Raw genomic sequence first — 14,311 nt, forward strand, 5'->3', positions numbered from 1 at the left:
CAGGGGCGGGGCGGACGCGCCCTCGCGGTACGCGTCCGCCCCGCCCCGGATTACGGTCTGAGGTCATTCAGCGCTGGGCGGTTCAGTAGGAGTACCCGTTCGATGAATGGTAGGTGTGGTCCTCGACATAGCCTTCGTCGGCGTTGTTGCCCAGATCGAAGGTCCCCAGACTGTTGCCGCTTTCGCTGAAGACCCGCAGACGATACCCGCTGATCGACTTCACTCCGCCCCTGCGAGCATCCCGGTAGCTCTTGACCCAGCTCTTGACCTCCGGAGGATCGGCCAGGTCGGGGACCTGGATGAAGATCTCGTTGACCTCCGTGCCGCCCTTCCAGTCCTGCCGCCAGCGCAACTGCTTGACGGCACTGTCAAGTTGCCCGTCGAACTTCCCCTCGTCGGCCTCTCCGATGGTCTTGACCTCGCCGTAGCCGACGATGTCACCCTGCTGGTCGAGGTATTCGAGGTCAGCGTTCTTGACCTTGTCTTTCCCCTTGGCTCCTGGCTTGCTCGTGAGCTCGTTCTCCTTGGGCATCACCCGGGCTCGAGTCCCCTCCGGAGCGCCGTCCAACGAGCGGTAGGCATTGTCCAGAGTGAGCTGCGGCTCACGGTCCTCGCCTTTGTGTTCCAGCCGCAGAGACTGCGCATCCCTGTCCCGGTCCGAATCCTCCGAGGACGAGCCGTCCGACCCACCCCCGTCGTCGCTGCCCCCGCCGCCATCGCCGTTCTGGACGGCGAAGGCGATGTTGGGCGCGGCAACCGCACCGGCCACCGTGGCGCTGCCGGACACGGCGAGCACGGACCCTGCGGCGATCAGTGCCTCGCCCGGTCCGAGCGCCCCGATGCCGCTCAGCATGAGCGCGCCGCCCAGGCCGTCCGCGGCTCCGCCGAGCAGCAGTTCCCCGACGCCGAGTGCGGCCATGGGGCCGTTGGTCCGGTCGATGACCTGTTGGGCGGTGTCGGCGAAGCTGGAGACCGCGTTGGAGAGGGAGCTGAACCAGCTCTGTCCGGTCGGGTCGCTGCCGGTCACCGGATTGTTGGCGGCGTAGTCGTAGCCCGTCAGCTGCGAGGGGTCGGTGGCCTCCAGTTGCGGGTCGCGGCTGACGAAGCGGCCGGTCTGCGTGTCGTACTCGCGCAGACCGAGGTTCACCAGGCTGGTGGCGGTGTCGGTGGTGCCGCCGACGTAGCCCTTGTCGCCGAGCCAGGTGGCCGGGGCCGTGCCGCGGGTCCCGCCGAAGGGCAGGTATTGACGCCGTGTCACCGCCTGGGTCTGGTAGTCGACGGACAGGTAGTCGGTGCCCTGCCGGTTGGGGATCAGGTACTGGACGTTCCCGCTGCTGGAGCGGGCGGCCACGGTGGTGCCGTTGACGGAGTAGTAGCGGGTGCCGGTCACCGCCTTGGTGGCGGTGTTCTCCACCAGTTCCTCGTCGCCCAGGTAGAGCGTGGCCTGGGTCGGGTCGGTGCGCAGCACCAGGCCGCCGTCGAGGCCGTAGAGGTAGCTGGTGGCGCCGGCCGACGTGGTGTCGGTGTCCAGCCGGTTCTGGTGGTTCCAGGTCAGGATCTGGTCGCCCAGTGCGCCGCCCTGGATCGAGGTGGTGTTGCCGGATGCGTCGTAGTGGTAGGACGCCGTGTTCGCGGCGGTCGCCGGGCCGGTGGCGGTGGTGCTGCCGAGGGTGTGCGGCTGGTCGGTCGCGGAGCCCGGGTCCGGGTAGTGGTCGGTCGTGGTGGTGTCGTCGGCGCTGTTGCCGGAGGTGTCGTGGTCGGTCTGGGTCTGGCGCTGGCCGTCGGCGGCATAGTTCCACGTCTGCCAGTAGGGGTTGGTGCCGCCGACGGTGGCGCTGCTGCCGGTGTCGGGTGTGGCGGCGCAGTTGTCGGTGGCGGTCCAGGCCGAGGTCAGGCGGGCTGCCCAGTCGTAGCCGAAGCACTGGGTGTCCACGACCGAGCCGCCGCTTTGGCTGTCGGTGGTCGAGGTGAGCAGTCCGGCGCCCTTGGAGGCGGCCGAGTTCCCCCAGGTGTAGCTGGTGTCGTCGACGACCGTGGCGCTGGTGGAGTCGGTGGTCTTGGCGTCGGTGGGCTGGCCGGTCTGCGGGTCGTACTTCAGGGTCAGATCGACCCAGCTGGTGGACGGGCCCATGGAGTACTGGAGCGGGTCACCGTACTCGTCGTAGCCGATGGCGGAGACGTACGTCCAGGCGGCGGTGCCGGTGCTGCCTACGCTGGTGGGCTGACCGTACTGGTCGTAGCCGTAGTTGACGGATTCCGCGGGCAGTCCGCCGCCCGCCGGGTCCTGCTGGCTTGCCAACGTACCGGTGGTCTTGTACGTGTAGGCCTCCGTGTAACCGGCGGACGGCGCCAGCGCCGCCAGGTTGCTCGGCAGATTGGCCAGCGTGGTCTTCGAGGCGGCGACCTCGCCCATGCCGGTGTAGGCGAGCACCGCGTTGGTGACAGAGGCACTGCTGGTGCCCAGCTGGTACGAGGTGGAAGAAGTGAGGTACCCCTTCTTCAGCGTGTCGTACGTCCAGGCCGCGACCTGGTTGGCGGCGGACGCGGTGGCGTTGCCAGTGATGTCGTAGGCCGCCGTCCTGCGGCCGTCCTTGTCGTAGATGTAGCTGGCCTGGTCGCCCCGGGCGTCGGTGGTGGTCTGGAGCTGGCCGGCGTTGTCGTAGCTCGCCGAGGAGGAGCCGGCGTCGGGGTCGGTGGCCGAGACCTGGTCGCCGAGGAGGTTGTAGGTCCAGGTCCAGGTGTTGCCTGCCGGGTCGGTCTGGCCGGCCTGGTGGCCGTCCGGGTAGTACGTGTAGTGCGTGTCGGAGTAGTCCGAGGCGGCGGCGTGGACCGGGTCGGCCGCGGCGCCCGCGTGGTACTGGTACAGGTCGGTCTGACGTCCCCGGGCGTCGGTGACCGAGGTTTCGGCCACGCCGCCCTTCGGGGGCACGGTGGTGGTGAAGTTGCCACCGAAGACGGTCGTGGTGTTCCAGGTGGCGGTGCCTAGCGCATAGGCGGTGGACACGGTCTTGCGTCCGGCACCGTCGTAGGTGAAGCCGGTCTCCGACGGGATGTCACCGTCCTGCGCCTGCACCAGCGTCGAGCTGGGGGAACCGCCCGCGTAGTAGGGGGAGGTGGTCTTGGCCACCCATCCGTTGGTGTCGTAGACGGTGTCGGTGACGTCCCGGCCGCCGTCGACGGTCGCGATCTGCGTCTCGCGAGGCCGCAGCAGCGCGTCCATCAGCAGCTCACTGCTGCGGTAGCTCCCGTCGTCGTTCAGTGTCTGGGTGACGACGGAACTCGGCTTGTCGGCGGCGAGCGCGTAGCTGTACTTGGTCGTGGCGTCGGTGATGCCGGGCCGGAACACGGCGGTGATCCGCCCCAGCGCGTCATACTGCGCCTTGGTGACGTAGCCGGCCGCGGTGGTCTGCGTCAGCATCAGCCCGCGCAGCGGGTCGTAGGTCTGGCTGAGCGTCTGCTGCAGCGGATCGGTGGAGGCAACTGCGGTGGGTGCGGCACCTGTTGTGGGGGTGTAGCTGATCGTGGTGGTCCGCTGGTCGGCGTCGGTGCTGGTCAGCGTCCGGCCGTAGACGTCCGTCGTGAGCGACGACATGGTCGAGTAGACCGGGGTGGACCCCTTGTATGAGGTGGCCTGCTCGGTCGAGGTGGGGTCACCGACCGTGGGTGCGGCGCCCAGGGTGCCGGAGCCGTCGTAGTAGACCCGCTTGTCACTGACGGCGTCGTCCGGCAGCGTCGGGGTGGCCGAGCAGGTGACGGACACCGTCTTCGTCTCGTCCACCAGGTCGAAGATCCAGGCGGAGATGTTGTCCGCGTAGCTCGCCGTGGTGCACAGGTCGTCGCTCGCCGTGGAGACGTCGCCCTTGTCGTCAGCCTTGGTGACGCGGCCATGGGAGTCGTGGGTGTAATCGGTCTCGGTCTCCCGGGTGGACCCGGACGCCAGTGGCGTGAAGACCTCGACCGCGCTCTGGCCGGTCAGGAACGCCTTCTGCGCCGGCAGCCCGCCGGACAGCGCGTGGACCGCGGTGGCGCTACTGCTCCAAGGGGCGGTGATCGTGTCGTTGACGACCTTTCCGCTGTTCAACCCGTTGTAGAGGATCGCCTCGTAGGTCAGACCGGCGTACTGGACCGCGTCGGTCACCGGAGGGTCGCCGCGGGAGTCGGTGACGGTCGCCGAGCGGGTGCCGCTGCCGGACAGGGTGTCGCCGTCCATGCCGCGGAAGTAGGTGTAGTCGGTCTCGGTGACCGGGTCGGGCGCGGTGCCCGTGGTGACCTTCATGCCGCCGTAGCCGCGCCACTGGTCCCAGGTGCGCTGAGCGGTGGCGGTCAGCGGATTGTCGTCGTAGTGCCAGGCAGGGGTGCCCACGGGGAGGTAGCGGGTGACGATGGCGTCGTTGACGCCGCCGCCGGTCGGGTCCTGCTGGGTGACCGCAGTGACGATGTACTTGTTGAACCAGTCCAGCATCGGGCTGGTATGCCCGGTGGGAGTCCAGTAACCGGGGTAGCACAACGAGGTGTTCTGGCCGGCGTCGCTCGGGGTGCCGCTCGCGCAGGCGGCGGTCGAGTAGCCGACGCTGATGATGCCGCCGGACTCGGTGGTGATGGTGTTGAGCCGGTAACGGGTGATCGGCGGGTAGCCGTTGGTCACGTTCACCCGGTTCGACAGCGGCGTGCCGGAGAAGGTCACCTTCGGCATGGCGAGCGCCGACGCGGAACCGCCGGCGGAGGTGTCCTGGCCGGTGCGGGTCACCGAGTTCAGCCACAGCGAGGGCGTGGTCGCGTCCCCGGTCGGGGGGAAGGAGTAGGTGAACGCCCAGGAGTCGACGTTCGTCTCGGTGGAGCCGGCCAGCACCTGGGTCTGGATCCCCGTCAGCTCGTTCTCGCTCCAGAACGTCGGGGAGTTGGCCGAACAGGTGGCCCCGCTGGCGCAGTTCAGGTCGAACGGTACGTCCGGCCACTTGGACGCGGTGGAACTGGTCAGCGTGGAGGTGGCGCACCCGGTGGCCGAGGTGTTGCACCGGCCGTTGTAGGCGAAGGTGACCTGAGCGGCGGGGCTGGTGGAGTACACCGAGCCGTCGCGCTGGCCGTACTGGATCTTCGCGAGCACCGCGTCGCGCACGTAGGGGGTGTCGGCGGTCTTGCCGAGGTTACGGGCGTAGTAGGCGGTGGTCGGCGTGTAGAAGGAGGACATCACGTCGCCGTGGGTGTCCTTGACGTAGTCGAGCATCCAGCGGTAGCCCTGCTGGCACCAGGAGTTGGCCCAGGTGGCGTTGTAGCAGGTCTGGGTCGAGTCGGTGGTGTAGACGGGCTCGGTCAGCACCGAGTTGGTGGTCGCGTTCCCCGACGCCCACCCCGGCAGCCTGTTCAGGCCGAACGTGTACTGGGTGCCGTTCGACGTGGTCACCCGGAAGTACTCGCCGCTCTGGGCGCCGTTGGTCGCGCCGGTCAGCCGCTCGACGCGCTCGTCGGAGTCGCCCTGGGCCCGGAAGGTCCCTGTGGTGTCGTCCTTGATCAGAGTGGTGGTGGTGCCGTTGAGCGAGAGGGTGAGCTGGTTGTCGGACGACCAGCAGTTGTCCCACGTCTGGGTGGTGCCACTGGGGTTGTCGTGGCAGGAGGCGTAGGAACGCTCAATGTAGTTGCTCGGCAGCGAGAAGCCGTCGCCGACGACCGAGGCCTGGTTGTTGGTGGACGAGGTCAGGCCGTCCACGCTCTGCGAGTCGTAGCCGAGTGAGAGATTGGGGGTCAGTCCGCCGGGAACGCTGGGCCCGGTGATCGGGTAGGACCAGGTGAACGCGTCGGTGCTGCCGCCGGCCTGCCAGGAGCCGGAGGGCTTCAGCGAGGTGGCGGCGAAGTCGCCACCTCCTCCGCTCGGTGCGGCGGTGGCCGCCAGTACCACGCTGTTCTCGGCGAGGGTGAGCGGGGCCGAAAGGGTATGCGCCGTGGCGCTGTTGGCCGAGACGACAGGGGTCTGGGTACGGCAGGCGGCGAGTCGCGGCGTGGTCAGGGCACAGTCGGGCAGCTTCACGAGCCGCAGCCGCGAGCCCCAGTCGGCACCGAACGCGGCAGAGAAGTCCCGGTAGTCCAGGCCGACTTGAACCTTGCCGTGGCTGCCGCTCGGCAGCCCGGACAACTTGAGCAGCACTCCGTCTACACCGGCCGACCGCCCGGCCCCCTGCGGCAGGATACGCACCGCGGCGTGGTCGAGGGCGAGACCGGAGGAGGGTGCCAGCCAGACCGGGAGGCTGCCCGCCCGGAGCCGGGCGCCGGATGCCGCATGCGTGTTCGCGGCAGTGCCGCCTGTTGCCGTCGGGGCCGCAGCGGTCGTCGCGGTGGCAGCGAAGACGGCGGTGCCGCTGGGCCATTTCACCTTGGGCGAGGGCGAGTTGGCCAGGTGCCGGACGGGGCCGTAGTGGGAGCGTACGGCGGTCACCGGGACCGGCTTGACCTGCGTGAAGCCGGGCTGCCGGTGGTTCGGGACCGCTTCGGCCGTACCGGTGAGGCCCACCATCACGGAGATCGCCGCCGTCATGGCGGTCAGCCCGCGTATCAGAGGGCCCTTGGGTCTCATCCGTCCGTCCGTCCGCTCGCGTGAACCTGTCGTCCTTGGCAAGAACTTGCTCCTTCGTACGACGATGAAGTCGATGAGTCGATCTTGAAGACGCAACGGAAAGCACCCAGGACGACCATCCAGGAATTGCCGCCCGAGAACCCAGATTCACGACATGGACATGCCGCTACTTTTCGGACGGCCGGTCGCGTAGGGGGTCGGCTTGCTGAATTGATCTTTGCGGGGTCCCGGACGGCCACTTGCATTCGCCGCCAGGTCGGCCCTCCGGCCGGGATCCGGCGACATGAATCCGATGTCCATACCTCGCGCACGCGGCGTTGCGCCTCGCTGCGGTCTTGGCCGGGCCTATCCACACCAGGAGCGATCCGGCGCGTATCGCGGTACCGGATGCCTGCTTCGTTTTCGCCCGGCCCCGCTCAAGGTGACCTTCGCCGTACCGGAGGGCCATGAGACGTGCGGGGGCCGGTAGGCCAGCATGGGCTGGTGGTAGTGCGAGGCCACGGCGGTGACCAGTACCGGCTTGTCGTGGGCGGGGGTGGGCGCCTGGTGCCGAGTGACCGCGACGGCCGGCGCGGTCTCCAGGGTGCCCCACATAACGCCACCGTGGCGAGCGTCGCGGCAGGAGGGCGCAGTGCAATGCGGCTCAGCCACGAGCGTGCGGCCTGGCCCGCTCCGACTGCCTTGCTGCCCCGATGTCCGCCAGAAACCACGGCACTCCGCCCCCTCAGCATCCGTAATGATCACTCGATCCGACCGGACGCTACCCAAGGACTGACGTTCAACGAACCCCCCCACTGGGTCATGGTCAGACCTTTACGTCGCTTACATGACAACATTCTGTGGGCAATCGGGGGGAATGATCGCCTCCAGCCACCCGTCCCTCTGGCCAGAGACGGCGGCGGACTCCTAGCGTCGTGAACGACTGGATCTTCAGGTCATCAGACAGGGGGAGTCTCCACATGCGACGGCACCACATATCCGACGCACGCAGAACCACCAGGCGCAGCAGAGCCACGGTCACCGCCGCGCTTGCCCTGCTCGCCGCCACAGCGGGCCTGCCCCCCGCCCATGCCGACATTTCGGGGGATGTTGCCGGGGGCGCGGCCGTCTACTCCTCCGGTGCATCCGCCCCGGTCGCCGATGACACGCCCGAGCAGTCGGATCTGCCGCAACTGTCGAACGGATACGGCCCGTCAGCCGCTCAGAGCGAGGCGATGGAGGCCGCTGCGGCAACTGCCAGGAAGACCGGGAAGGCCGTCGCTGTCAGCTCGTTGACAACCCCTGTCCAGCAGGTGACCGCCAGTCCCAACGGCGGATTCCAGCTGTCTGCCAACCCAGAGCCGGTGCGGACCAAGCAGCACGGCAGTTGGGTCGCCGTCGACATGACACTGCATCACAACAGTGACGGCACCTGGTCTCCGGCCGCGACCGCGTACGGCACGGTGTCCTTCTCCGGTGGTGGCCACGCCCCGTTGGTCACCACCCATTACGACGGCGTGAGCATGGTGGTCTCCTGGCCGGGCACGCTGCCCGCTCCCGTCGTCAAGGACGGATCCGCGACGTACCGGTCCGTGCTGCCCTCGGTGGACCTGGTGGTCTCGGCCACCGCCGCAGGCGGCTTCACCGACATCCTGGTCGTCAAGTCCCCTACCGCCGCCCGAAACCCGGCGCTTGCCTCCCTCCGGCTGGGCACCCACGTGTCCGGCGGCCGCCTGACCCAGGGCGATGCGGACAACCTCGCGCTGCGTGACACCCGTGGCCGGGAGCTCATGGACGCGGCCAGCCCGCTGATGTGGGACTCCAACACGGTGCTGCCGACGCCGGCCACGAAAAAGGCGCGTACGGCAGGCAGGGCCAAGGTCGCCGCCGACTCCTCGGACGCCGCGCATCCCGGGCTGGCCGCGCGTGAGGCGCCGGTGGGTACCACGGTGTCCGCCGCGCAACTGTCGCTCGTGCCGGACTCGCGGATGCTGAAGGCCCGCTCGACCGTCTTCCCGGTCTATATCGATCCCACCTTCAACTGGCACCCCTACGATCCCGCTGCCCCGGCCTTCGACGAGGTCAAACAGGGCTGCCCCAACAAGTCCTTCTACAACCAGACCGGTTCACTCGCGGACAACGGGTACCTGGGGGTCGGCTACAACGGCTGGCAGGAGGGCTCCTGCTACACCGGCAAAGAGCACGCGATCTACCAGTGGAAGCTGTCCTCCACCCTCTTCGGCGCACACATCAACACCGCCACCGTCAACGCCACGGAGATCTACTCCGCGTCCTGCTCCAGCTCCTACACCGTCAATCTGCACTGGTCCGGCGGCATCGGATCGGGCACCGACTGGAACAACCGGCCCGGCTACAACAGCTACTCCACCTCCGCCGGCTTCGCTCGCGCCTACAACCCGACGTACTGCCCCTCGAATGGTTCGGTGACCCACGGTCTGAGCGTGCTCACCCCGATCAAGCACAACGCCGCCGGTCACTCCGCCACCTTCACCGCCACACTCAGCGAGGACTCCGCCGAGGCCGGCCATGACGACGGCGGTTTCTCCCGCTTCTCGCACAACCCCAGCCTGGAGATCTTCTACAACATCCCTCCCGCTGCCCCTTCCAAAGCGACGATGGCAGCGGTCGCCGGCGCGGACGACGCGGCCTGCGACACCACCGGCCCCGACTACCCGTACATGGGCAAGACCATCGCCAGCACCCCACCACTGCTGAGGACGAAGGTCTCCGACGCCGACGGCGACAAGCTGCAGGCGACCTTCCAGTACTGGATCAACGGCTCCACCACCCTGCACACCGGGCTCAGCGGCGACAACCTGGCCAGCGGCACCTACGCCGCCTACAGCCTGCCGGCGAGCTTCATCAGCTCGCTGACCAGCGGCCAGATCGTGGACTGGCAGGTCAAGGTCACCGACGGTGAGGACTCCACCGCCTACACCCAGTCCCCGACCTGCCACTTCGTCGCCGAACCCACCGCGCCGAGTTCCCCCACCGTCACCTCGAAGAACAACCTTTACCCCAACACCGACAACGACGGGAGCGCAGGCGCCGCGGCAGGCACCGCCGGCACCTTCAACGTGGCTACCAGCGGCGGGGCCAGCGCGACGAAGTTCGTCTACTCCGTCGACGTACCGCCCACCACCGTCAACCCGCCCGCTTCCCAGATCGTCACCGCTTCGGGCAACGCCGCCGCGGTGACCATCACTCCCTACTCGCCCGGCCCGCACACCCTGTGGATGTACGCCATGGACGCCGCGGGCGACGACTCCGGCACCACCGGCTACCCGTTCCTGGCCACCGGGGACCCGAACACCACCTGCGCCAGCCTGTCCGCGTGCTTCAACAACACCGGCATCAGCGCCGACGCCACCCCCAGCCAGGCCGACCTGGACGGCAGCGGCGACAGCTACTCCGCCACCGACCTCGCCACCGCAGGCTGGGCCAGCGCCGGCAAGGTCACCATCGACGGAGCGACCTTCACCCTGCCCGCCTACGGGGCCGGACAGAAGGACAACGTCCTGGCCGCCAACCAGACCATCACCTACAACGGCTCCGGAAACGCGCTGGAGTTCCTGGCCACCTCCACCTGGTCGGGGCTGACCACCCCTGGCGCCATCGCCAACGACGACACCGCGCCCTACGTCCCGGCCGAAACTGCGGTGAGCGGTTCCTACTGCTTCTCGGGCACCGACCCGACGGGAGCCTGCGCAGCCACCGGCACCATCAGCTACACCGACGGCACCACCGCGACATACGACCTGACCGTTCCCGGCTGGACCGTCAGCGCCGACTCCATCGCCGCCGTGGTCCTGCCCCACCGCAACAACACCTCCGGGCAGACCACCACCCCGCACCGGCTCTACGCCTTCTCCGCACCCATCGACCCGGCCAAGACCATCGCCTCGGTGACGCTGCCCGACGTGGGCAACCACATCGGCTACCACACCCAGTCCCTGCACATCTTCGGCATGGCCACCCGCAACACCACCACAGGCACACCCGAGGCCAAAGGCGCCACAGCCGCCGCACCGGCCGGCCAGAGCTGGACCGGCGCCTGGGCCAACCCCAACGAGGGCCAGTACAACTTCCAGGGCGCCAACTTCTCCAACCAGACCTTCCGTATCGCCCTGCCCGCCTCGATCTCCGGCAACACCGTCCGCATCAAGCTCGACAACGCCATCGGCTCCAGTCCGCTGTCCATCGGCCACGCCACCATCGCCCAGGCCTCCGGGTCCGGTGTCATCTCCGCCGTGCCCGCCGCCACCCCCACCACCCTCACCTTCGGCGGCAGCCAGGCGGTGGCCATCCCAGAGGGCGGTTCCGTCTACAGCGACCCGCTCACCTTCCCCGTCACCGCCAACCACTACCTCCTCGTCTCCTATCAGCTGACCAACTCCGTGCCGTACCTGGTCCAGCACTCCTTCGCCAACAACGCCTACCAGTACGTCACCGTCAGCGGCGCCGGGGACAAGACCACGGACACCACCGGCACGCCCTTCGCCGGCACCACCGGAACCCTGCAGGGCTATTTCACCGACCTCGTCACCAACGTCGACGTCACCACCGGCCACACCCCGACCCAAGCGGTGCTCGGTGACGGACTCATCGACGCCTTCCAGCCCAACACCACCCCCATCACCAGCGGAAACCGTGTCTCCGACACTCTGGAAGGTGCCGAACCCACCACCCCCACCCCCTACGGCACCATCGCCGAGGGCATCGAATCCAACGACCTCATGACCGACAACCCGCAGCTCTACAACTCCAAGATCCTCGGCGGCCCCTCAGCCCTCTCCCGCATCGACCGCGACATCCTCGACCAGCCCGGCATCAGCAGCGTCGTGGTCTACGAAGGCCTTGAAGACCTACTCGGCGGCAGCACCCCGGACGAGTTGGAAGCCAACGGCTACACCGCCCTCGTCCAACAACTCCAGGGCTGGGGCATCTCCACCACCCTGACCTCCCTCACCCCCTGCGACGGTTTCAGCGGCGACGGCGCCACCGCCAACGACCCCTGCACCACCACCGTCGACGCCAACCGCACCGACGTCAACGGCTGGCTCGACGACATGGATCTCGGCAGCCCCTGGTCCACCCCGCCCGTCTACTACGCCGACTTCGACACCGCCCTCGCCGTACCCGACACCAGCAACGGCGAGAACAAACTCGCCACGGCCGCCGACACCGGCGACCACGTCAACCTCACGAACTCCGGGTACGCCGCCGAAACCCTCGCCATCCTCTCCCCACACGACACCTGGGCCCTCGACGACGGCGACGGATTCACCATCGCCAACGACACCGCCCCCACCGACACCCCCTACACCGTCAACGACACCACCGGCGTCGGCAGCAACACCCTCACCATCAACGGCACCACCACCTGGACCAACGACACCACCCGCGGCGAAACCCTCTCCCTCGACGGCGCCACCGGCTACGCCGCAGGCAGCGGGCCGGCGCTCAACACCGCCGCCAGCTACTCCGTCTCGGCTTGGGTGAAACTCTCCTCACTGCCCACCCGCAACGCCACCGTCGCCGCCCAGGACGGCACTCAGAACAGTGCCTTCTACCTCCAGTACGACTACGCGGACACCGGCAGCCCACGCTGGGCCTTCGCCTTCGCGAACGCCGACACCGCCGACCCTGCCCTCACAGTGGCCGGTTCGACGACGGCGGCCACCGCCAACACCTGGACTCACCTGGTCGGCACCTACGACGCCACCACAAAAACCGCCCAGCTCTACCTCAACGGCACCCTCGCCGCCACCGCCACCGGCGTCACATCCTGGAACGCCGCCAACGCCTTCACCATCGGCCGCAGCCTTCACAACGGCAGCAGCAACGACTTCTTCCCCGGTCTGATCAGCACCGTCCAGGCCTGGAACTACACCCTCACCCCCAACCAGGTCACCGCCCTCTACCAGCAAATCCCCTGATCCCTCCCGCCGTGGGTGCTTCCAACCCGACAGACAGGAGCACCCACGGCGGCGCACCACATGAGCCCCAAGTCCTGCTGAGTAGCTGTTGTCGTTCCGAATCTGAGGGCGGTGTTTCGCTGGTCAGACATGGGGCCGGTGATTCGGTGGGAGTGGTGGCGTGTTGGGTCGTCGCTCCCCGGGAGGTTGCGGATGCTGTCGGGTGGAGTCCGGGCCCGCAAGGCATCGGCGGCCTCGCACCGGACAAGAGACCGCGCCTGGAGTAGGCGGCCGGTATTTCTGGCGTACCGGCGCGTTGGTCCCGGTGTCCGGGACGGCATGGAACTGGCACGTTGAAGGGGGCGTGTTGTGTCACTCCCGGGGGTGAAACGGGCGCTATTAAGGAACCTGCTGCCGGTACGCGGAGTCCACACAGACATGTAGCAGGTCATCTCGTTGGACTTCGGGTCACAAAAGATCCTGATTACCAGTGCTGAATTCTTGAGCGCAGGCGTGCCGGGAGTGCTGGGGCTATAGATTGTGGTTCCCGTCCGTGCGCGGCTGTCCTACGGGGCCGATGACCGGTACAGCGCACGGACAGGCGGCGGTCAGGAGATTGCCGCAGGCTGCGCCTGGTGTGTCTGCGTCGCGCCTGCGACCGGTGGCTGAGAAGCCGCCCGGTGCGGCGGAGGTGGCGCGTGCTGCTTCATGTTGGTGTGTATCAGTCAGGAGTTATCGGTGCCCGATCCTTTTCTCCCGGCACCGGGCACGCCTGAGTACGGTGCCGGAACGCCGGATATCCCGCCGCAGAGCGGGGCCCACCCGAATGGAAGCCACGCTTCAGGGCGACAGGGGGCGACGCGCGGATCTTCTGCGGATGATGCAGATATCTACGACCGGAGAACCAGTACGGAAAATGATCGTTCGAATACTCCGCCTGCAAGCATTCTGGATTTTCTGGACCGTCTTTCGGCCCGGCTCATGGCAAAGAACGACACGGCGTGGCCTGCGGTGGTCCAGTTCAGCCTGCTCATGGTGCTGTTGCCGGTGCCCGTGGTCGCGACGGTGATCGCGAGCGGGATGGCGGTCCATGCCGCGGGTGTTCCCGGCTGGGCGCTCGCCACAGGGACAGTCGCATCGGCCGGCGGGGCGGGTGCGATGACCGTGAGCCGCCGCCGCAAGGCTGAGCAGTCGGGAACGGACCAGGAGCCGGGGCCGCAGGGAGGCGGCTCACGGTCTAGCCGGCGTCAGGGATCGCACCGCCGCCGTTGACCGTTGCATCCTGGTGTCCGCCGGCCGCAGTCCAGTGAACGCCGGGCGGAGCATCTGCCGTACGGCGTGTGCGGCGCATGAGCCCCAGGGCCGCCCCCAGGAGGGTGACTCCCAGCTGTACGGCCAGGAACACCGCTGTACGTCCGGAACGGGGTGCGGCGAGAGCTGCCGTAGTCGCCACGGCGAGACCGAGGGCGGTACAGGCGGCCACAAACACGACGGACGACGCGGTCCGGCCATCCCTGGAACGAGGGCGGCGGTGTCCGCCGCCCTGGTGGTGCGCAGAGGAGTGGTGCGGAGGAAGTTCCTCCGTCTGATCGGTTTCCTGTGCGGTCATCGCAGCCCCCACCGGCATCGCCCCTCTTCACTTTCCGTCACTGGCTAGTTACCCATAATCCAGGGTCCAGGCCATGCTCCGCTGGATATCGGCACATGCAACAACGCAACTTTTGTCCAATCGGTTATCCCACGGGGCCTCAGCAGAATCTGCGGAGGCCCCCCAGGCTTGGGCAACAGCAGCCGACCGACCGGAGTGAGTGGCGCGGTGCCCGGCGGC

2 protein-coding genes are annotated in these 14,311 nt (G+C 68.1%); one reads left to right on the plus strand and one right to left on the minus strand.

The features are described 5' to 3' along the window. Nucleotides 1-82: 82 nt before the first annotated feature. The gene (locus tag OG226_RS41920; protein ID WP_329352004.1) at nucleotides 83-6,565 is read right to left on the minus strand and encodes an RHS repeat domain-containing protein; all 6,483 of its coding nucleotides are present in this window, start codon (nucleotides 6,563-6,565) and stop codon (nucleotides 83-85) included. Nucleotides 6,566-7,524: 959 nt separating this feature from the next. On the opposite strand from OG226_RS41920, the gene OG226_RS41925 reads away from it, so the two are divergent. Beyond that, complete coding sequence (locus OG226_RS41925) at nucleotides 7,525-12,504, plus strand: LamG-like jellyroll fold domain-containing protein (RefSeq protein ID WP_329352005.1); 4,980 nt, start codon at nucleotides 7,525-7,527, stop codon at nucleotides 12,502-12,504. The last annotated feature ends 1,807 nt before the right edge of the window (nucleotides 12,505-14,311 follow it).

Source organism: Streptomyces sp. NBC_01261, from assembly GCF_036226385.1.
Classification (GTDB): Bacteria; Actinomycetota; Actinomycetes; order Streptomycetales; family Streptomycetaceae; genus Streptomyces.

What these genes read in the sequence shown, in the direction of transcription:
- OG226_RS41920 (WP_329352004.1), bottom strand. Translation starts at nt 6,565, where the DNA reads ATGAGACCCAAGGGCCCTCTGATACGCGGGCTGACCGCCATGACGGCG.
- OG226_RS41925 (WP_329352005.1), top strand. Translation starts at nt 7,525, where the DNA reads ATGCGACGGCACCACATATCCGACGCACGCAGAACCACCAGGCGCAGC.